Origin of the sequence: Haloferax gibbonsii ATCC 33959, from assembly GCF_000336775.1 — an archaeon.
GTDB classification, from domain to species: domain Archaea; phylum Halobacteriota; class Halobacteria; order Halobacteriales; family Haloferacaceae; genus Haloferax; species Haloferax gibbonsii.
The window spans coordinates 40,519-61,113 of the sequence record NZ_AOLJ01000011.1 but is presented as its reverse complement, the minus strand read 5'-3'; the positions used below and the strand labels follow the sequence as shown (position 1 = coordinate 61,113).

Below are 20,595 nucleotides of genomic sequence, written 5' to 3'. Positions count from 1 at the left end.
GGCCCCGGACGGCTCATCATTATCTGTTCGGTAAGTGATACGAAACAGTCCGAAAAAACACACCGAACAGCAAGAAAACGCGGGACTGCGACCGAACCGTCAGTCGCTGACGGTCGAGTCGGTCCTCAGTCGTCGCTCGTCGTCGCTGCGCCGACTCTGTCGGTACCGGCGTCGACGATTGCGCCCGCCTTCGCCGGAAGTTCGTTACGCACGTCCTCGCGGCCGTCCTCGGCGATGACCTCGGCGTACGCGTCGGGCATCACCTTCACGAAGTCGCCGAGCACCGACTGCCAGTCGTCGAGCAGTTCGGCCGCGCGGTCGGACTCGGTGTACGCGAGGTGGTTCTCGACGAGTCGGGTGAGCATCGCCTCGTCCTTGTCGTCGAGGTGGGTTTCGAGCGTCACCATCTCGGTGTTCGCCTTCGCGGCGAACTCGTCGTCGGGGTCGTAGACGTAGGCCACGCCGCCGGACATGCCCGCGGCGAAGTTGCGCCCCGTCTCGCCGAGTACGGCGACGACGCCGCCGGTCATGTACTCGCAGCCGTGGTCGCCGACGCCTTCGACGACCGCCTTCACGCCGGAGTTGCGGACGCCGAAGCGCTCGCCGGCGAGGCCGTTGACGTAACATTCGCCCTGCGTCGCGCCGTAGAGGGCGACGTTGCCGATGAGGATGTTCTCTGCGGCCTCGTAGTTGGCCTCGGCGGGCGTGTTGACGATGACGCGGCCGCCGGAGAGGCCCTTGCCGACGTAGTCGTTCGCGGCCCCGGTGAGCCGCATCGTGACGCCGCGGGCGAGGAAGCCGCCGAACGTCTGGCCGGCGATACCGTCGAACTCGCAGCGGATGGTGTCGTCCGGCAGGCCCTCGCCGCCGTGGGCGTTCGAGATGCGGTTCGAGAGCATCGCGCCGACCGCGCGGTCGACGTTCGAGAGGTCGCGGCGGATGACGACCGACTCGCGGTCCTCGATTGCCTCCGCGGCCTCGTCGATGAGCTTGTGGTCGACGTGCGTCCCGATGTCCGCGTGGACCTGCTCTTCGGTCTTGCGGCGCGCGCCCGTCTTGGGCTCGGCCAGCACCGACGAGAGGTCGAGGTGCTTGGCCTTCTCGTGGTCCGTCTCTATCTGCCGGAGCAGGGACGGACGACCGATCATCTCGTCGAGCGAGGTGAAGCCGAGGTCGGCCATGATCTCGCGGAGTTCCTCCGCGATGAACGTCATGTAGTTGATGACGTGGTCGGGCTCGCCGGGGAAGCGGCGGCGCAGGTTCTCGTCCTGCGTGGCGACGCCGACCGGACAGGTGTTCTCGTGGCACTGGCGGGCCATCACGCAGCCCGAGGTGACGAGCGACGCGGTCCCGAAGATGTACTCCTCGCCGCCGAGGAGGGCGGCGATTGCCACGTCGCGGCCGGTCTTCATGCCGCCGTCGACGGAGACACGGATGCGGGAGCGAAGCCCCGTCGCGCGGAGCATCTGGTTGGCCTCGGCGAGGCCGAGTTCCCACGGGAGGCCCGCGTTCTTGATGGAGGTCTTCGGCGACGCGCCGGTGCCGCCGTCGTGGCCGGAGATGTGGACCACGTCGGCTTTCGCCTTCGAGACGCCGGCGGCGATGGTGCCGATACCGGCCTCGGAGACGAGCTTGACGTTGATGTCGGCGTCGGGGTTGGCCGACTTCAGGTCGAAGATGAGCTGTTTGAGGTCCTCGATGGAGTAGATGTCGTGCAGCGGCGGCGGCGAGATGAGGCCGACGCCCGGCGTCGCGTAGCGGACGTGGGCGATCATCTCGTTGACCTTCTTGCCGGGGAGGTGGCCGCCCTCGCCGGGCTTCGAGCCCTGCGCCATCTTGATCTGAATCTCGTCGGCCGACGAGAGGTAATGCGAGGTGACGCCGAAGCGGCCGGAGGCGACCTGCTTGACGTTACACTCCTTTTCGGTGCCGAAGCGCTCCGGCGGTTCGCCGCCCTCGCCGGAGTTGGACTTGCCGCCGATGCGGTTCATCGCGATGGAGTTGTTCTCGTGGGCCTCCGGCGAGAGGCTGCCGAGCGACATCGCGGCCGTCGAGAAGCGCTTGACGATGTCCTCGACGGGTTCGACCTCGTCGATGTCCACGGGCTCGCGGTCGGAGTCGAACTCGAGCAGGCCGCGGAGCGCCTTCAGCTGCTCCGACTGGTCGTTGACCAGCTCGGCGAACTCCTTGTACTTCTCGTAGTCGCCGGCGCGGACCGACTGCTGGAGCGTGCCGACGGTCTGGGGGTTCCAGCCGTGGTGGATGCCGGCCGAGCGGTTCTCGTACTCGCCCTGCCGTTCGAGCTTCGGGTCCGCGCCGAAGGCGGCGGCGTGGCGGGTCAGCAGGTCCTCTTCGATGACGTCGAGTCCGATACCCTCGGTGCGGATTTCGGTGCCCTCGAAGTACTCGGCGACGAAGTCGGAGGCGAGGCCGACGGCTTCGAAGATCTGCGCGCCGCGGTAGCTCTCGACCGTCGAGATGCCCATCTTGGCCATCGTCTTGAGCAGGCCGTCTTCGAGCGCGTGAACGTACGCGTCGATGGCCTCGCCCTCGTCGGCCCCGTCGGGGCCGGCGACGATGTCCTCGATAGTCTGGTAGGCGAGGTAGGGGTTCACCGCGCCCGCGCCGTAGCCGACGAGCGTGGCGAGGTGGTGGACCTCGCGGGGGTCGCCGGATTCGACGACGAGCCCGGCGTGGTTCCGCAGGCCGTTGCGGACGAGGCTGTGGTGGACCGCGCCCGTCGCGAGCAGGCTCGGGATGGCGACCCGCTCGGAGCCGACGTTGCGGTCGGAGAGGACGACGATATCCGCGCCGTCTTCGATGACCGCCTTGGCCTCGTCGCGGACGGCCTCGATGGCCTCGCGGAGGTCGCCGCCCTGCTCGTAGGTGATGTCGACGACGGCGCTGCGCATGTCGTCGTCGAGGTCCTTGATGGCGGCCGTCTCGGCGTCCGTGAGGACGGGCGAGTCGAGGACGAGCTGGCGCGCGTGGTCGGCCGACTCGTCGAGCAGGTTACGCTGGAAGCCGAGCCGCGACTCCAGGCTCGTCACGAGCTTCTCGCGGATGTAGTCGATAGGCGGGTTCGACACCTGCGCGAACAGCTGCTTGAAGTAGGTGAACAGCGGGCGGTTGAGGTCCGACAGCACCGAAAGCGGCGTGTCGTCGCCCATCGAGCCGACGGGGTCCTTGCCGTCGCGGGCCATCGGCTCTATCATGTGGTTGAGCTGGTCGTGCGTGTAGCCGAACGCCGCCTGCGTCGCCCGGAGCGACTCGACCTGTCCGCGCGAGGTGGAGTCCGCGTCGCCGGCGAGCTCGTCGAGGTGGCGCTGCTGTTCGTCGAGCCACTCGCCGTACTTCTCGTCGGTGAGGGAGTCGAACACCTCGGCGTCGGGGATGACGCGGCCCTCGTCGGGGTCGGCCATGAAAATCTCGCCGGGTTGGAGGCGGCCGCGGGACTCGATTTCCGCGGGGTCGGTGTCGAGCGCGCCGACCTCGCTGGCGACGATGAGGCGACCGTCGGTCGTCACCTCGTAGCGGCACGGCCGGAGTCCGTTGCGGTCGAGGACGGCGGCGATGCGGTCGCCGTCGGTCGCCGCGACGAGCGCGGGGCCGTCCCACGGCTCGACCAGCGAGGCGTGGAAGTCGTACCAGTCGCGGCGCGCCTGGTCCATCGCGTCGTCGTTGCGGTACGCCTCGGGGATGAGCATCCGCAGGACGTGCGGGAGTTCGCGGCCGCCCTTGAGGAGCAGTTCGACCGCGTTGTCGACGCTCGCGGTGTCGGACTGGTCGGCCTTCGTGATGGGCCTGAGCGTCTCGATGTCGTCGCCGAAGGCCTCGTGCTGGAGGTCCGTCTCGCGGGCGCGCATCCAGTTGACGTTACCGCGGATGGTGTTTATCTCGCCGTTGTGGATGACCTGGCGGTACGGGTGGGCGAGGTGCCACGCGCCCAGCGTGTTGGTTGAGAAGCGCGCGTGAACGAGCGCGAGTTCGGTCACCATCCGCTCGTCGCCGAGGTCGGGGTAGTAGTTCGGGAGCTGTTCGGCCGTGAGCAGCCCCTTGTAGACGATGGTCTTGCGGTCGAGCGAGCAGACGTAGAACCGGCCTGCGCCCTCGATGGCGAGGGTATCGACCGCCTTCTCGGCGGCGCGACGGGCGAGGTAGAGCGCCCGGTCGAACTCGTCTGCGGTCATCTCGTCGGCCGGCTCGACGAACAGTTGCCAGACGTCGGGTTCCGATTCGAGCGCGGTCGCGCCGAGTTCGGAGTTGTCGGTCGGCACGTCGCGCCAGTCGAACACGGACAGCCCGTGGTCGGCCAGCGAATCCTCGACAACCGCCGAAACGCGCTCGCGGACCTCGTCGTCGGTCGGCATGAACACCGAACCGGCCGCGTAACGGTCCGGAAGCTCGGTTTCGAGGACTGCTTCGAAGAATTCGTCCGGTCGCTGGAACAGGATACCCGCCCCGTCTCCGGTGTTCTCCTCGGCGCCCGTGGTGCCGCGGTGCTCGAGGTTCTCCAGGAGTTCGAGGCTGTCTGCGACGACTCGGTGCGAGGCGCCGTTTTCAAGGTCTACGACGGCCCCAACGCCGCAGTTCGACCGCTCGTCGGTCGGGTCGGCTAACCCGCCCTGAGCGAAGGGTGCGTCTATGTGTGGCTTGGTCATACGCCAATGGTACAGCTACCACCATAAGCAACTTTTCCTGAAACCATAAGGGTGTTACAATGTCATATAAGGATGTATCCATACATAGTATGTCGACTAATGATGATTCGACGCACGACGAAAAATATGAATAATCGTGTGGAACTGTGGGGCGGGCGGCTCAGTAGGACTTCGCGAAGTACGCGGTCTCCTCGGCGTCGTCGCCGCAGACCGCGCAGTCCTCGCCGTCGTGAATCTCCGCGTCCTCGTCGTTCAGGGGAACCATGACGATTTCGGCGGCGATCTGGTCTTTAATCTCGTCCTCGCAGGCCTCGTCACCGCACCACGGCGCTTTCACGTAGCCGCCGTGCTGGCCGATGGTGCCGAGAATCTCGTTGCGGGCGGACGCCTCGCGGACGTTCTCTTCGAGGTTCTCCTCGGCGGCGGCGTAGAGCTTCGCGTACACCTCGTCGAACTGCTCTTGGACGGCCTCGGCGATGTTCTCGCGGTCGAGTTCGACCGACTCGCCGTCGGGTCGGTGGACGGCGGTGACGACGTCGTCGTCGACCTCGTTCGGGCCGATTTCGAAGCGCACGGGGACGCCCTTGAGCTCCCACTCGTTGAACTTGAACCCGGGGTTGCGCTCGTCGCGGGCGTCGAGTTCGACGCGGACGCCGGCGTCTTCGAGCTCGTCGGCGATGTCCTCGGCGTACTCGAGGACCTTCTCCTGCGTGTCGGCCTGCCAGATGGGGACGATGACGACCTGCTCGGGCGCGATGGTCGGCGGCAGGACGAGGCCCTGGTCGTCGGAGTGCGTCATGATGAGCGCGCCGAGCGAGCGCCACGACAGGCCCCACGAGGTCGTGTGGGCGGGCTCTTCGTCCTCGTCTTCGGTCGTGTAGGTGAGGTCGAACGCCTCGGCGAAGGAGGTGCCGAGGTAGTGGGAGGTGCCGGCCTGCACGGACTTGCCGTCGGGCATGAGCGCCTCGACGGTCGTCGTCGTGTCCGCCCCGGGGAACTTGTCGTGTTCCGGCTTCGCGCCGCGGAGCACGGGGATGGCGAGCACGTCCTCGTAGAGCGACCGGTACTGCGAGAGGCGAGTCATCGTCTCGTCCCACGCGCCGTCGCGGGTCTCGTGGGCCGTGTGGCCCTCCTGCCAGAGGAACTCCTTGGTGCGGAAGAACGGCTTCGTCTCCGTGGCCTCCCAGCGCACGACGGAGGCCCACTGGTTCACGCGGAGCGGGAGGTCGCGGTGGCTACGGACCCACCGGGCCATGTAGGGCGCGATGATGGACTCGGAGGTCGGGCGGACGGCGAGGCGCTCTTCGAGTTCCTCGTGGCCGCCGTGGGTGACCCACGCGACCTCGGGGTCGAAGCCCTCGACGATGTCCTTCTCGCGTTCGAGATAGCTCTCGGGGATAAACAGCGGGAAGTACGCGTTCTGGACGCCCGTCTTCTTGAACTCGCCGTCGAGGTAGTTCTGGATGGACTCCCACAGCGCGTAGCCGCGCGGGCGGGTCACGATGAAGCCGCTCATCCCCTCCGGGCCGTAGTTCGCGAGGCCCGCCTTCTGGACGACCTCGGCGTACCACTCGCCGGTGTTGTACTGCTTCGACTCGGTGATACCGAGTTCCTGCTCGTCGCTCATTGCCCATCGGTAGCCGCAGCGAACCCTTAAACGCCCCGAAGGTGCCGGCGGGCCGCCCCGCCGCACGGACCGTCTTTCGCCGACGACGTTCGGCGACTCCGGCGGACGCATAGATACATATCGTCGGGTGTCCTACCAGAACGTGGTGGTTGGCGTGCTAACAATGGACACAATTGTGAGCGACGAGCGGCCGACTCCTCGGGAGGAGGCGGTCCGAATCGAACTGTGGGTTCCGAGCGGCCGGCGCGCGGAGTTCACACCGGTCATCGAGCGACTGGACGATATCGCCGAACGCGGCCTCGTCTCGGAGTACACGGTCGAGACGTGGGACCGATTCGTGGACCTTTCCGGCAAGTTGAGCCCGCGCGAGCGCCGCGCCCGCGACCGACTCGCGTCGTACGCGCGGTGGGCGGCGACGCGCGGCGAGCGCTTGGCGGGGTTAGGCGACCCCGAGGTGCGCGGCATCGGCCGGATGGGACCGGAACGACCGACGCGGCGGACCCCGCGGGCGGTCATGGCGGAGTACGAGGACGGCGTTCTCGCGCACGTGACCGCGTGCGAGGAGTGTATCGGTGCGTTCCGCGGACGTCTCAGCGACCTCGATTCCCAGGCCGAACGCGAGTCCGAGCAGTCGTCGGAGCGCGTCCGAATCGAGTGGTAAGCGGTCCGAACACGGTTTTTTCCGGCGACACCGCCCCGTCGTCAGCGCCGGCTGTCGAACGGTGAGTCGCCCTCGCGCCACGACCACCCCGGCAGGCGGGTCTGAAACCCCGCGGCGAGGGCGGCGTCGAGGTCGTCGCGTCCGGCGGGACCGTCGGTGTGGACGGCCACGTCCGCGAAGTGGAACGTCGCCTGCGCGAGCAGTCGAAGCGGTTCGCCGCCGGCGATGGTCGCCGCGAGTTCGCGGCCGAGCACCTCGTCCACGACGAACCCCGGATAGTCGTCCTGCACGTCCAACTGTTTGAGGATGCGCACGTAGGCCGCGACGTTGACGCCGACCTCGCCGTCGGCGAACACCGCGTCGACCGCGTCGAGGTAGGCCGCGTCGTCGACCTCGCCGACGCGCGTGTCGAACTGCTCGCCGAGTCGGGTCCGCGTCTCGTTGATGAGCGGGACGACCACGTCCGCGCGCTCTCGAACCCAATCGTGTTCCGCCGAGACGGCCGCCGGTGTGAGTTCCATGGTCGTCGGTCGCCCCCGAGACGCTTCGACTTTGCGAAGGGTTTTATACTGGCGACATGGTACTGTCGGGTAAGCGGGTTTTCCCTGCCTCTTCCCGCAGTCGAGATACCACCGTATTCAGTTCACTATGCTCTCTCCGCAGTTGGCCGAGACTGGCACTCGTACACGTGGACCGTCTCGTGTCGACGCTCCTGAGGTAGGGGTTCCCGAGACCTGCCGGCGCAGGACCGGACGGGTCGCTCGTAACTATGAGCTCCGTAGATAAACAACTCGAGAATTTGAAGGCAGAGATTACGAACGAACTCCCCCGCGACATCTCGGTTTCCGACGTCAAGTACGAGGGTCCCGAACTCGTCGTCTACACGCGCGACCCGAAGAAGTTCGCTCAGAACGGCGACCTCATCCGGAAACTCGCGAGTAAGCTCCGAAAGCGAATCACGGTTCGCCCGGACCCGGACGTGCTGTCCGACCCCCGAGAGGCCGAACCCAAGATTCTGAGCGTCATCCCCGAGGAGGCCGGCGTCACCGACCTCGACTTCCACATCGACACCGGCGAAGTCGTCATCGAGGCCGAGAAACCGGGCATGGTCATCGGTCGCCACGGCTCGACGCTCCGCGAGATTACGCAGAAAGTCGGTTGGACGCCCGAAGTCGTCCGCACCCCGCCCATCGAGTCCTCGACGGTCTCGAACGTCCGCAACTTCCTGAAGCAGGAACGCGAGGACCGCCGCCGCATCCTCGAACGGACCGGTCGGCAGATTCACCGCGAACAGCTCTCGGACGACGAGTGGGTCCGCATCACGACCCTCGGCTGCTGCCGCGAGGTCGGCCGCGCGTCCTTCATCGTCTCGACGCCCGAGACCCGCATCCTCGTCGACTGCGGCGACAAGCCCGGCTCCGACGACGTGCCGTATCTGCAGGTCCCCGAGGCGCTCGGGTCGGGCGCGAACTCGCTCGACGCGGTCGTTCTCACCCACGCCCACCTCGACCACTCGGCGCTCATCCCGCTTCTGTTCAAGTACGGCTACGACGGTCCCATCTACACGACCGAGCCGACCCGCGACCTCATGGGCCTGCTCACGCTCGACTACCTCGACGTCGCCTCGAAGGAAGGTCGCACCCCGCCGTACGAGTCCGAGATGGTCCGCGAGGCCATCAAGCACACCATCCCGCTGGAGTACGGCGACGTGACCGACATCGCGCCCGACGTGAAGCTCACCTTCCACAACGCGGGCCACATCCTCGGCTCCGCCGTCTCGCACTTCCACATCGGCGACGGCCTCTACAACGTCGCGTTCTCCGGCGACATCCACTACGAGGACACCCGCCTGTTCAACGGCGCGGTCAACGACTTCCCGCGCGTGGAGACGCTCGTCCTCGAATCGACCTACGGCGGCCGCAACGACTACCAGACCGACCAGCAGGACTCCGAAAAGCGCCTCATCGAGGTCATAAACGAGACGTACGACCGCGGCGGGAAGGTCGTCATCCCGGCGTTCGCTGTCGGTCGCTCCCAGGAGATCATGCTGGTCCTCGAAGAGGCGATGCGCTCCGGTAAGATTCCGGAGATGCCCGTCCACCTCGACGGGATGATCTGGGAGGCGACGGCCATCCACACGACCTACCCCGAGTACCTCCGCGACGACCTCCGCGACCGCATCTTCCACGAGGACGAAAACCCGTTCCTCGCCGAGGAGTTCAACCACATCGACGGCGGCGAAGAGGAGCGACAGGACGTCGCCGACGGCGACCAGGCCATCATCCTCTCGACCTCCGGGATGGTCACCGGCGGCCCCATCATGTCGTGGCTCCGCCACGTCGGCCCCGACCCGAAGTCCCGGCTGGTCTTCGTCGGCTACCAGGCCCAGGGGACGCTCGGCCGCCGCATCCAGAACGGCTGGGACGAGATTCCGGTCAACGGCCGCGACGGCATGGGCCGGTCTGACACGCTGAAACTCGAGATGGACGTCGAGACCGTCGACGGCTTCTCCGGTCACGCCGACCGGCAGGGCCTCGAGAACTTCGTCAAGACGATGAACCCGCGCCCGGAGAAGGTGCTGTGCGTCCACGGCGACGAGCGCTCCGTGCAGGACCTCTCGTCGGCGCTCTACCACGACTACAACATGCGGACGTTCGCGCCGAAGAACCTCGAGACGTTCCGCTTCAAGTAACGACTCTCGTCCACGGCGACCACACCGGCGCGTCAATCCCCCGCCGCGCGACGATTTCTCACGGACGGCTTCCGGGCGAAGATTAATCACGACGCTCGAACGAGTGTTTGCCATGCGTCTCGCACTTATTGCTCACGACGAGAAGAAGCCGGACCTCATCTCGTTCGCCGAGGAGCGACAGGCCGACCTCGAACGCTTCGAGCTCATGGCGACGGGGACGACCGGTCAGCGACTCATCGACGCCACGGGCCTCGACATCGAGCGCAAGCAGTCCGGGCCGCTCGGCGGCGACATGCAGATCGGCGCGGAGATAGCCAGCGAGACCTGCGACGGCGTCATCTTCCTCCGCGACCCGCTGACCGCCCAGCCCCACGAGCCGGACATCACCGCGCTGCTCCGCATCTGTGACGTGCACCAGACGCCGCTGGCGACCAACCTCGCCAGCGCGGACGCCGTCCTCGACGAACTCATCAGACAGCTCGACGGCGAGGAGTAACCGCCGGGTCCGAGTTGCGTCCGCGGTTTCGTTTGCTTCGACACACGGTATCATCCCTGAGAACCGCGGCGTATCCTTAATTACCAGCGCGCCGGAGGCGACGGTATGAACGCCGCGACCCGCGCGTCCCTGACGCTCGCCGTGATTCTCGCCGTCGCGACCGCCCCGGTCGCCGCCGCGACCGGCCCGACCTCGCCGTGTTTCCCCGGCGAGGGCCACCAATTCGACATCGGCGGCGAGGGCGCGGGCATCGACCTCGTGGTCTTCCTCTCGGTCTTCGAGAACCTCGGCGGCGAGGGCGGCTTCGGGATGGAAGCCAGCGGCTCCGTCGGCAACGACTCCGTCGTCCAGCTCCGGGCGGGCGTCGCGTTCGACGGCGTCGGCCCCGCGTCGGCGTTCCTCTCGAACCCCTTCTCGCGGTTCAGCGTCGTCTACGACTACTCGATGAACCTCCCGATGTTCGCCGACTCGGGTATCGAATCGAGCTACGAGGACGACGGCTCGCCGGTCAGCGGGCTCAAAACGAAGTCCTGTTAATCAGTCGTCCGCGGCCGCGGGGTCGGTGACGGACTGCGCCGCCGCGTCGACGCCGACCATGTCGCACACGTCGGCCATCGGGCACGCCTCGGGGCCGTCGAGACACGCGGGTTTGCGGGCCGTGCAGAACTCGCGACCGAACTGAATCATCGCGGTGTGGCCGAAGCCGCATTTTTCGTCGGGAATGTCGCGTTCGAGCGCCGCGCGAACGCCCTCGTGGTCGGCGTCGGCCGGCGCGAGTCCGATTCGCCGAGCGATGCGGTGGACGTGCGTATCGACCGGGAAGACGCCGCCGCGGCCGCCCGCAAAGAGGAGGACGCAGTCGGCGGTCTTCGGGCCGACGCCTTTCATCTCTAGGAGCCGGTCGCGGACCGTCGAGGGGTCTTCCTCGCGGACGTAGCGGTCGAAACCGGCCTCGCTCCCGAAGTCGGCCAGCACGTCCTCGGCGACGCCTTGGATGAGCTTCGACTTCTGGTTGTAGAGCCCGCCGGAGCGGATGGCCTCGACGATGCCCTCGCGGTCGGCCGCCGCCAGCGACTCGGCGAGGTCGCCGCCGCCGTACTGCGCCATGAGTTGGTCGTGGGCGGGCTGGCTCGCCTTGTCGCTCGTGTTCTGACTCAGAATCGTCCGGACGAGGCACTCGAAGCCGCCCTGTCCGCCGTAGGCCTTCCGCCAGTAGCGTTCGCCGAGTCGGTCGACGACGACCTCGGCGCGCGTCGCGGTCTCGGGGTCGGCGGGGTCGAACGCCGTCTCTCGACCGCCGCCGCTCGCGCCGCCGCTGATGTTCTCGGAGGGTTCTTCGGGCATGCCCGAAGGTTACGACCGCGCGGTGAAAAGCGCATTCCGTCGGTCGGCTCGCGTCGGTCCGCCGTCCGCGCGGGACTATTCGACTTCGATGGTGACCGTCAGTTCCGCGCCGTCGGCGAGCGCCGAGACGAGGTCGCGGTCGAAGCCCGCGGCGGCGTGGGCCGCGCCGACCGCACCCGTCCGGTCGTCCACGTAGTCGCTCGTGCGGAAGACGACGCTGCGGTCGCCCTCGAAGGAGAGGTCCGGGTGTCCCCGGGCGCGGACCGTCTGTTCGTAGGTGTCGCCGTCCGCGTCCACGCGGACGCGCACGTCGATAGTGGCGTCGTGGGACTGACAGGCCTCGACGAACGCCGGGTCGAAGTCGGCGGGGGTACGGTCGGCCTCGACGCCGATGATGCAGTCGCCCGCGGGGGTGAGCCAGTCGTCGCTCGTCACCTCGAACGTGCTCGCGTGCTCGGCGCGCACGTGCTCGTGGCCGCGTGCGCGGATGACTTCTCTCATGGCGTGGCATCCGACCCGACTCGGTTTAGCCCCCACGGTTCGCATCCCATTTATATACGACCATGGCAAACACTGACATGGCGAATACGGTCGATACGAGCGGTGTGGTAACTGTTTTCACCCGAATTTCCACCGAAGTATTTATTAACTGGTCGCCTGTATGTGTATGTACCTGAGCGCCTCCGGCGTTCCGGCGGCATCGCACGCAGAATGATCGGGAATTCTTATCCACGGTCGGTCGCACTCCCACGAGCAGCCGCCACGCACGGAGTGGTGATGGTATCGAGGATTGATTACGCATGGTAACGAAGCAGGAAGTACTTAGCGAGTTCGACGTGCAGGAACTCGACGAGGCACGAAACATCGATCTCCCAGACGAAAAGCTCGAGAGCGGCTCGAAAGGCGAACTCATCAAACTCGCCGGTCAACTCCGTGACCGCCGCAATGAACTAAACCAGATGGCTTCTGAGCGCGCATCCAAGCGCGACGACCTCAACGCGATGACTCGCGAGAAGGTCGACGAAGCCCAGAAGCACCGCGAGAAGCGCGACGAAATGAACTCGCAGGTGCAGGAACACAAGCAGAGCCGCAACGAGCTCAACGCGAAGGCCAACGAGCTCTTCGACGAGGTCGACGAGATGAAAAGCGACCTCGAGCTCGATGACGGCAAGGACATCGACGAGCTCAAAGAGGAGATCGAGCAACTCGAGTTCCGCCAGCAGACCGAAGTCCTCTCGACAGAAGACGAGCGCGAGCTCATCGAGAAGATCGAGAACAAGCGCGAAGAACTTCGCCAAAAAAAGGACAAGGTCGAAGAGAGCGGTGACCTCGAAGAACTCATCGAAGAGGCAGAAGAGGTCCGCTCCGAGGCGTCCCAGCACCACCAGAAGGTGACCGAGCTGGCCGACGACGCCCAGGAACACCACAACCAGATGATCGAGGCCTACCGCGAGGCCGACGACATCCGCGACAAGGCCGACGAGATGCACGAGCTCTTCGTCGAAGCCCAGGAAGCGGCCGACCGTCACCACGAGGACTTCGTCCGCGTCCAGAAGCGCCTCCGCGAGCTGGACAAGAAGGAAGAGCGCCAGCGCAAGGACTCCCGCGCCGAGGAGCGCGAAGCCGCCAAGGCCGAGGCCGAGGAAATCTACCAGAAGTTCAAGGAAGGCGAGACCCTCGAGACCGAGGACCTGATGAAGCTTCAGAAGTCCGGTCTGCTCTAAACCCCGGTCACTTTCTCTCTCTTCGTCGCGCTTGCGACGTATCATTTTTATCCCGTTCGAAGCCCCAGCGACAGCCATGAGTGATTCACCGTGACCGACAGCTTCACGCGCATCTACCGGTTGGCTATCGTGGTCGTCCTCGCCGTCGTCGCGGCGGCGGTCGGCTGGATCCTGTTCTACCGCGTCCCCGACACGCTCGCGGACCTCGCGGGGCTCCTCTTGGTCATCGGAACCGTCGTCGCCGCGCTCCGCGTCGGCGGTAGGCTCGCCGCCGCGGCCTTCCCCGACTACGACGTGGCCGAGGTCGCCGTCGAAGGGGCAATTTCCCGCGACGGCGGCGGTGGTCCCGTTCCGGGTCGCGGCGGCGGGACGCCCGCCGACGACATCGTCGAACAGATCGACGCCGCGGCCGACGACGAGAACGTCGACGCGCTCCTCGTCAAACTGAACACGCCCGGCGGCGAGGTGCTGCCGAGCGACGACATCCGCCGAGCGGCCGCCGACTTCGACGGGCCGACGGTCGCGTACGCCACGGACACCTGCGCCTCGGGCGGCTACTGGATCGCCAGCGGCTGCGACGAGCTGTGGTCCCACGACGTGAGCGTCGTCGGCTCCATCGGCGTCATCGGCTCGTCGGTCAACGCCTCGGAACTGGCCGACAAGGTCGGGCTCTCCTACGAGCGGTTCGCCGCGGGGAAGTACAAGGACGCCGGGATGGCGCTTAAGGAGCCGACCGAGGACGAACGCGAGTACCTCCAGGGGCTCATCGACGACTACTACGACGACTTCGTCGAACGGGTGGCCGAGGGCCGGGACATGGACCCGCAGGTCGTCCGCGACACGGAGGCCCGCGTCTACCTCGGCGAGGAGGCGCACGAACTCGGACTGGTCGACTCGCTGGGCACCCGCGACGACGTGGAAGACCGACTCGCCGAACTCCTCGGCCGCGACGAGGTCTCGGTCAGGGAGTTCACCCCCGAGGTCGGCCTCACCGACCGGCTCCGCGGCGGCGTCGAGGGCGCGGCGTACGCCTTCGGCGCGGGGGTCGCCTCGTCGGTCGAACCGGACGACGGCTTTTCGTTTCGGTTCTGACGACTGGGAGGCTTTTTAGCCCGCGCCCGCGTTCGTCTTCGACGTGACAACGCTCGTCCTCTGTGTCGACCGGGCGAACGACATCGGCCGCAAGACCGGGCTCTCGACGCCCGTCGTCGGCTGGGAAGCGGTTCGGTCGCTCGTCACCGACGTGGGCCTCGCGGACCCCGAGGATTCGAGCGTCAACTGCCTTCTCGCGGCGCTTCGGACGACGCGCGAACTCAGGGACGAGCGCGAGGACGCCGAAATCGCGGTCATCTCGGGAACGAGCGACAGCCCCGTCGGAGCCGACCGCGCCGTCGCGCGACAGCTCGACGACCTCGCCGAGCGCTACGACGTCGAGTCCGCGGTCGTCGTCATCGACAGCGCGGAGGACGAGCGGCTCGTCCCCGTCGTCGAGAGCCGGTTCCGGGTCGACGCGGTCGACCGCGTGGTGGTCCGACAGGCCCACGACATCGAGTCGACGTACTACCTGCTCAAGCAGTTCCTCGGCGACGAGGAGCTTCGCTCGACGATACTCGTCCCGCTCGGCGTCGGACTGCTCCTCGTCCCGCTGCTTCTCGTCCAGTTCACTCCCGCCGTCGCGATGGCCGGGCTCGCCGCCCTGATGGGCGCGGTGCTCCTCTACAAGGGGCTCGCTATCGACGAGTTCCTCTCGGACGCGCCCGACCAGATTCGCGACGCCCTCTACTCCGGACAGGTGTCGGTCGTCACCTACGCGGTCGCCGCGGGGCTGGCCATCGTCGGGCTGTTCCTCGGCGCGCTGGCCATCCGGACGCCGGGCGTCGGCGGGAGCGAGGAGGTGCTCGTCCCGTCGCTCCTGTTCGTCTACCACAGCGTCCCGTGGCTGGCGCTCGCCGCGCTGACCGCGAGCGCGGGCCGTCTCTTGGACGAGCTCATCGGGAGCGAGCGCGTCTCCACGTCGTACATGAACCTCCCGTTCGGCGTCGTCGCCATCGGGCTGGTCGTCCGCGGGTTCGCCGGTTTCCTCCTCGAACGACAGGGGGAGTTGCCGAACCTCGAACTGCTCGGGCGGCTCGCGCTCACGCCGGTCCAGCGGCTGGCGATGTTCATCGTCGCCGGCATCGTCGTGAGCGTCGTGGGCGTCCGCATCTCGGCGAGCGTCTCGGACGAGACGCTCGAAGACGTGGTCGACACGCCGCGAGAAAACGAGAGCTGAGGTCTTCCGCGCCGCTTTGTCGCTTCGCTCCGCGCCGTTAGTTCGCCGCTCGGTACTCGCCGTGCTTGACGCCGATGGCGAGACAGACAGCCCCGAAGACGAGCATCGCGGGCGTCACCATCATCAGTACGGTACTCGTGGCCATGACGCCCATCCCGACGAGGGCCGCGGTTCCGACGACGACGAGCGCGACGAGCAACGCGACTGTCTTGGGGAGGTCGAATTCCATGCGATTCTGTCGGGACTCGTTCGACAAATCCGTTGCGGCTTCCGACGGCGAATCGAGAGGCGAACCGGAAAAACGCGGGTTCAGTCGCTTACCAGGGCGCGAAGTCGGGGTCGATGCAGCGCTCTTCGGTCTCGATGGCGTCGATGGCGGCCACGTCTTCGTCGTCGAGGTCGAGCGCGAGCGACTCCCAGTTGTCGCGGATGTGGCCCTCGCTCGTCGCCTTCGGAATCGCGGTGACCCCCTTCTCGCGGAGCCACGCCAAGGACACCTGCGCCTCGCTCGCGTCGTGCTTCTCGGCGATGTCGGACAGCACGTCGACGTCGAAGACGTTCCCGCGGGCGAGCGGCGAGTACGCGACGATTTCGATGTCCTCCTCGGCGCAGACCTCGCGGAGCTCTTCCTGCTGGAGGAGCGGGTGCATCTCGATCTGGTTGGCGAAGGCGCCCGACTCGGACAGTTCGACGGCCTCGCGGACCTGCTCGGGCTCGAAGTTGGAGATGCCGACGCGCTTTGTCAGCCCGCGTTCGACGAGTTCGTCGAACGCCGCGAGGGTCTCTTCGGCGTCGTACTCGCGGGACGGCCAGTGGACGTACAGGAGGTCGACGTAGTCCACGCCGAGCTTTTCGAGGCTCTCTTCGGTGCTCTCGATGACGTCGTCGTGGGACAGCTTGTCGGCCCACACCTTCGTCGCGAGGAACACCTCGTCGCGGTCGACGTCGGCGGCGGCGATGCCCTCGCCGACCTCCGCTTCGTTCTCGTACGCTTGGGCGGTGTCGATGTGGCGGTAGCCCATCTCCAGCGCCGTCTGCACCGCGTTGCGACACTCGTCGGCGTTCGTGTTCTGCCACGTCCCGAGCCCGAGCATCGGCATCCCGTTCGCCCGCGGTGCGTCGTCCGCTGAAGCGGCGTTCTCCGTCATGGGCGAACCGTGGGCCGCGAGTTGAAAAGACGTTCCGAAAGGGCGGGCGAATTTCCGGCTTTCACGGCCTGAGAGTGTGTCACACGGCGTCTCACACCTTTCGACGTCCCGCGGCGGATAGTTTATGTGACATGTGGTAGCATATCTGAACGGTGGTCAGGAATGTCGTCCGCATCAGAACCCTTGACAGAAGAGAACACGAACGCGTTCGCACACCGCATCGCGGGTGACTCGCTCGTCTACGAGTGTCCGAACTGCGAGTTCGGCGAGGTGTTGGTGACGGAACTCATCGAATCCGACGACGCCCGGTGTCTCGATTGCGGGACGCGCTACCGACTCCACGTCGAGTCGGTAGAGTAACGAGCGGGTTGGCGGGCGTCCCGGCGACGGTCCCAGTTCGACCCGTTCGCCTCGATTCGCCCGGCCGGTTTTCTCCGCGGCGGCGAGACTGTCATACTCTCAGAGCGCCTCTAGGTGGCATGCCTCAACTACGCACAGCCCTCGCGCTCGCGCTCGTCGTCGCGCTCGCGGGATGCCTCGGTGGACTCGGCGGCTCGACCACGTTCGCGGCCCAGCCCGCGACGATTCCCGCGTCGACCTACGAGGCACACGGTTACGTCCACGGCAACAGCACCGTCGTCCCGCTTTCGTACGACGTCGGCGTCGGTCCCGCCTCCCGCTCCGTCGGCGCGGACGTCTGGGTGTCCGGATACTCAAAGACGACCGACGACGACGATATCACGGCGCTCGTGGTCGTCTCGTCGCCGAACGCCGAGGTCGCCGGCCAGTCGGTCAACCCGCTTTCGAACCTCGGCAACCGCGAGCTCGTCGCGGCCGGTCTCGACTTGCTGGCCGACGCGCAGGCGCTCGGAAACGTCCCCGAGGTCAACGGCGTCCGCGAGGTCGGTGCGCGAAACGTCACGATGCTCGGGTCGGAGACGGAACTCGTCACCTACGCTGGCACGGTCGAAGTCGAAGCCGGTGAGACCGCAGTCGACGGCGAGACGGTCGCCTACGAGGGCGGGACGGCCGAAGTGAAACTCCACCTCGCGACGGTCGAACACGACGGCGACGTGGTGGTCGTCCTCGCGGTCCACGGGGCGGACGTGGACGAGACCGAGGCGGTCGCGGCGCTCGCGGGCGCTGTCGAGCATCCGGGGACGGTCGAAAGAACGGTCGAAGTTCGATGAGCGGGCGGCGCGGCGTCGACCGCGAGTTCGGCGTTAGTAGAACTCGCGGACGAGGTCCATCGCGTCGTCGGGCGCGCCCGACGGGATGTCCGACATGTTCTGGTCGACGCCGAACTTCTCCTCGTAGGAGACGGAGCTTTCGTCCTTGTAGATGACGCCCTCGTACTCCTTCGACGAGTCGAGAATCTTCTCTTTGGCCGCGTCGTAGTCGGTCGGGTCGTGGTCGGTGTCCGCGAGGTCCACGAGGTTGTCGCGGAAGTAGTCGTAGGTGTCCACGTCGTTGAACGTGACACAGGGACTGAACACGTTCACGAAGCCGAAGCCGTCGTGCTCGATGGCCTCCTGGACGATTTCCGCGTGGCGCTTGTGGTCCGTCGCGAACGACTGCGCGATGAACGTGCCGCCGGCCGCGAGCGACAGCGCGAGCGGGTTGACCGGGGGCTGCTTCGGTCCCTCGGGGGTCGTCGAGGTCTCGAAGTCCTCGCGCGAGGTCGGCGAGGCCTGCCCCTTCGTGAGGCCGTAGATGCGGTTGTCCATGACGGTGTAGGCCATGTCCACGTTGCGGCGGACGGCGTGGATGAAGTGACCCGCACCGATGGAGTAGCCGTCACCGTCGCCGCCGGCGGCGACGACGGTCAGGTCGGGGTTCGCCAGCTTGACGCCGGCGGCGACCGGGAGCGAGCGCCCGTGGACGCCGTGGATGGCGTACGAGTGCATGTACGTCCCGATTTTCCCGGAACAGCCGATACCGGCGACCATGAACGTGTTGTCGGGGTCGGTGCCGGAGTTGGCGAGGGCTTTCATGATGCCGTTCATCGTCCCGAAGTCCCCACAGCCGGGACACCAGGTCGGTTGTTTGTCTGACTTGAAGTCGGTGAAGCGGACGTTTGAGCTCATGCTGAGACCTCCTCTGCGTCGAGGGTGGCTTTGATTTCGTCTGCGAGTTCGTCCGCCTTGAAGCGGACGCCGTCGTACTTGTTAATGCGCTTGACACGGGTCAATGTGTCGTGCTCGACGACGTTGGCGAACTGCCCCGTCGCGTTACACTCGACGACGATGACCTCGTCTGCCGCCTCGATTTCCTCGGTGAGGTCCGGCCGCGGGAACATGTACGGGACCGACAGGAAGCGAACGTCGATGCCGTCCTCTTCGAGGAAGTCGAGCGCCTCGACGAGCGCGCCCTCGTTGGAGCCCCACGAGAGGATGAGCGTGTCCGAATCGGCGTCACCGAACTCGCGCGGCGAGAAGTCCTCGGTCTCCTTTGCGGTCTCGACCTTCCGGTCGCGCTTGTCGACCTGCTCGACGCGCATCGACCGGTCTTCGGTCCGCCGACCGAGTTCGTCGTGTTCGAGACCGGTCGACATGTGTGCGCCCTGTTCCGTGCCGGGGAACGCGCGCGGGCTGACGCCGTCGTCAGTGAGCGCGTGCGGCTGGAAGCGACCTTCCTCGTCGAGCCACTCGTCGATGGAGTCGTCGTCGACGACCTTGCCGCGGTCGATTTCGACTTCGTCCATGTCGAACGCCTCGGGGGAGAACGTCTGTTCCGTGACCGCCATCGCGAGGTCGGCCGCGACGTAGACCGGAACCTGGTACTTCTCGGCGAAGTTGAACGCTTCGACGGTCTTCCAGAAGCACTCGTCGATGCTCGTCGGCGCGACGACGAAGCGCGGAATCTCGCCGTGGCCGCCGTAGAGCATCATGTTGAGGTCGCCCTGTTCCTGCTTGGTCGGCATCCCCGTCGAGGGACCGGAGCGCATCACGTCGACGATGACGAGCGGCGTCTCCGAGGTGGCGACGAGACCGAACGTCTCGGTCATCAGGTCGATACCCGGACCGGACGTCGCGGTCATCGACCGCGCGCCGGCGCGTGCCGCACCGAGCGCGAGGTTGATGGCCGCGAGTTCGTCTTCCGCCTGTACGACGTGACCGCCGTAGCGTTCGATGCGGCCGGTGAGATACTCCATCACGTCCGTCGCGGGCGTGATGGGGTAGCCGGCGTAGAAGCGGCAACCGGCGGCGATGGCGCCCATGCCGATGGCCTGGTCGCCGTTGATGAGCACGTAGTCCTCGTCGGTCGTCTCGAGGTCGTAGTCGAACTCGTGGTCGTACTCGTCGTGGACGTATTCGAGGCCCGCGCGAGCCGCCTTCTTGTTGTTCTCGACGATGGCCTCGCCCTTCCCGCCGAAGCGCTTCTGCAGCGCGCTGTCGAGGTTCTCGATGGGGAAGTCCGCGACGGCGCACGCCGCGCCGAGCGCGACGACGTTGCGCATGATAGCGCCGCCCGCCTCCTCGGCGAGCGCCTTGAGGGGGATGTCCAGCCCGACCATTCCCTCGGGGATTTCGACGTCCGCCATCGTCGAGCGGTCGCCGTCGTAGATGATGACGGAGCCCTCGTGCAGTTCGTCGAGGTTCTCGTCGATTGTTCGTTGTGTGAGTGCGATGAGCACGTCGAGTCGGTCGACGACGCTCTGTACGGGGTCGATGGCAGTCCGAACCTTGTACGCGGTGTATCCGCCCCGGATTCGCGAAGCGAAGTCCTTAGAGGTGAACACGTGGCGTCCAGCCCGGGATAGCGCCTGAGCGAAAATCTTCCCCGTGGAGTCGATGCCATCGCCAGCCTCGCCGCCGATGGCCCAGTTGAAGTCCGCAGGCATGCTGAGTGAAATCTACCCATAGCCGGGTCAAAAGCCTTCTGAAAATTGGTGTTAAACGACGGTACCGGTAACATATAGAAATTTAACGAACAAGTTTTAGAGGCGCTAATTGAGATGGTTATGTGA

18 protein-coding genes are annotated in these 20,595 nt (G+C 66.5%); 9 read left to right on the top strand and 9 right to left on the bottom strand.

All coding sequences use genetic code 11. The features are described from left to right. Positions 1-125: 125 nt before the first annotated feature. Together gltB and proS are read right to left on the bottom strand one after the other, a co-directional pair. The gene (gene gltB, locus C454_RS03085; protein WP_049904943.1) at positions 126-4,661 is read right to left on the bottom strand and encodes a glutamate synthase large subunit; all 4,536 of its coding nucleotides are present in this window, start codon (positions 4,659-4,661) and stop codon (positions 126-128) included. Between the two features lie 160 nt (positions 4,662-4,821). Beyond that, positions 4,822-6,288, bottom strand: coding sequence for a proline--tRNA ligase (gene proS, locus C454_RS03080; protein ID WP_004972554.1), 1,467 nt, complete (start codon positions 6,286-6,288; stop codon positions 4,822-4,824). A gap of 163 nt (positions 6,289-6,451) precedes the next feature. Between proS and C454_RS03075 the strand changes: the two genes are divergently transcribed. Next, positions 6,452-6,949: an HTH domain-containing protein gene (locus tag C454_RS03075; protein ID WP_004972553.1), complete on the top strand. Its 498-nt coding sequence runs from the start codon at positions 6,452-6,454 to the stop codon at positions 6,947-6,949. A gap of 41 nt (positions 6,950-6,990) precedes the next feature. On the opposite strand, the gene C454_RS03070 is transcribed toward C454_RS03075, so the two are convergent. Then, positions 6,991-7,470 carry a hypothetical protein gene (locus C454_RS03070; RefSeq protein WP_004972552.1) on the bottom strand — a complete coding sequence of 160 codons (480 nt, stop codon included), beginning with the start codon at positions 7,468-7,470 and terminating at the stop codon, positions 6,991-6,993. Positions 7,471-7,718: 248 nt separating this feature from the next. Between C454_RS03070 and C454_RS03065 the strand changes: the two genes are divergently transcribed. The 3 genes from C454_RS03065 (at position 7,719) to C454_RS03055 (ending at position 10,674) form a co-directional block, all read left to right on the top strand. Next, a complete protein-coding gene (locus tag C454_RS03065; RefSeq protein ID WP_004972551.1) occupies positions 7,719-9,641 on the top strand; it encodes a beta-CASP ribonuclease aCPSF1 in 1,923 nt (640 codons plus the stop codon). Between the two features lie 112 nt (positions 9,642-9,753). Then, the gene (locus C454_RS03060; RefSeq protein WP_004972550.1) at positions 9,754-10,137 is read left to right on the top strand and encodes a methylglyoxal synthase; all 384 of its coding nucleotides are present in this window, start codon (positions 9,754-9,756) and stop codon (positions 10,135-10,137) included. 105 nt (positions 10,138-10,242) lie between these two features. Then, a complete protein-coding gene (locus C454_RS03055) occupies positions 10,243-10,674 on the top strand; it encodes a DUF7332 family protein (RefSeq protein ID WP_004972549.1) in 432 nt (143 codons plus the stop codon). On the opposite strand, the gene C454_RS03050 is transcribed toward C454_RS03055, so the two are convergent. Next, entirely contained in the window at positions 10,675-11,481 is an 807-nt protein-coding gene (locus C454_RS03050; RefSeq protein ID WP_004972548.1) for an endonuclease III domain-containing protein, read from the bottom strand. It abuts the gene before it with no gap. Positions 11,482-11,556: 75 nt separating this feature from the next. After that, positions 11,557-11,982: a DUF371 domain-containing protein gene (locus C454_RS03045; RefSeq protein WP_004972547.1), complete on the bottom strand. Its 426-nt coding sequence runs from the start codon at positions 11,980-11,982 to the stop codon at positions 11,557-11,559. Between the two features lie 299 nt (positions 11,983-12,281). Here C454_RS03045 and C454_RS03040 point away from each other — a divergent pair, with 299 nt between their 5' ends. The 3 genes from C454_RS03040 to C454_RS03030 all read left to right on the top strand — a co-directional run bounded on the left by C454_RS03040 (position 12,282) and on the right by C454_RS03030 (position 15,477). Beyond that, positions 12,282-13,205: a coiled-coil protein gene (locus C454_RS03040; protein ID WP_004972546.1), complete on the top strand. Its 924-nt coding sequence runs from the start codon at positions 12,282-12,284 to the stop codon at positions 13,203-13,205. 90 nt (positions 13,206-13,295) lie between these two features. Then, entirely contained in the window at positions 13,296-14,297 is a 1,002-nt protein-coding gene (sppA, locus tag C454_RS03035) for a signal peptide peptidase SppA (RefSeq protein WP_004972545.1), read from the top strand. A 43-nt stretch (positions 14,298-14,340) separates the two neighbouring features. Then, entirely contained in the window at positions 14,341-15,477 is a 1,137-nt protein-coding gene (locus C454_RS03030; protein WP_004972544.1) for a DUF373 family protein, read from the top strand. 37 nt (positions 15,478-15,514) lie between these two features. Here C454_RS03030 and C454_RS03025 read toward each other — a convergent pair whose 3' ends face one another. After that, complete coding sequence (locus C454_RS03025) at positions 15,515-15,706, bottom strand: DUF7333 family protein (protein ID WP_004972543.1); 192 nt, start codon at positions 15,704-15,706, stop codon at positions 15,515-15,517. Positions 15,707-15,794: 88 nt separating this feature from the next. Further along, complete coding sequence (locus C454_RS03020; protein WP_004972542.1) at positions 15,795-16,577, bottom strand: aldo/keto reductase; 783 nt, start codon at positions 16,575-16,577, stop codon at positions 15,795-15,797. A gap of 210 nt (positions 16,578-16,787) precedes the next feature. Here C454_RS03020 and C454_RS03015 point away from each other — a divergent pair, with 210 nt between their 5' ends. Both C454_RS03015 and C454_RS03010 read left to right on the top strand, forming a co-directional pair. Then, entirely contained in the window at positions 16,788-16,985 is a 198-nt protein-coding gene (locus C454_RS03015; protein WP_049904942.1) for a hypothetical protein, read from the top strand. Between the two features lie 119 nt (positions 16,986-17,104). Further along, positions 17,105-17,815, top strand: a complete 711-nt coding sequence (locus C454_RS03010) for a DUF6517 family protein (RefSeq protein ID WP_004972540.1) — start codon at positions 17,105-17,107, stop codon at positions 17,813-17,815. Between the two features lie 33 nt (positions 17,816-17,848). On the opposite strand, the gene C454_RS03005 is transcribed toward C454_RS03010, so the two are convergent. Further along, positions 17,849-18,712: a 2-oxoacid:ferredoxin oxidoreductase subunit beta gene (locus C454_RS03005; RefSeq protein ID WP_004972539.1), complete on the bottom strand. Its 864-nt coding sequence runs from the start codon at positions 18,710-18,712 to the stop codon at positions 17,849-17,851. Further along, positions 18,709-20,469: a 2-oxoacid:acceptor oxidoreductase subunit alpha gene (locus C454_RS03000; RefSeq protein ID WP_004972538.1), complete on the bottom strand. Its 1,761-nt coding sequence runs from the start codon at positions 20,467-20,469 to the stop codon at positions 18,709-18,711. The genes C454_RS03005 and C454_RS03000 overlap by 4 nt, the downstream gene beginning before the upstream one ends. Between the last annotated feature and the right edge of the window lie 126 nt (positions 20,470-20,595).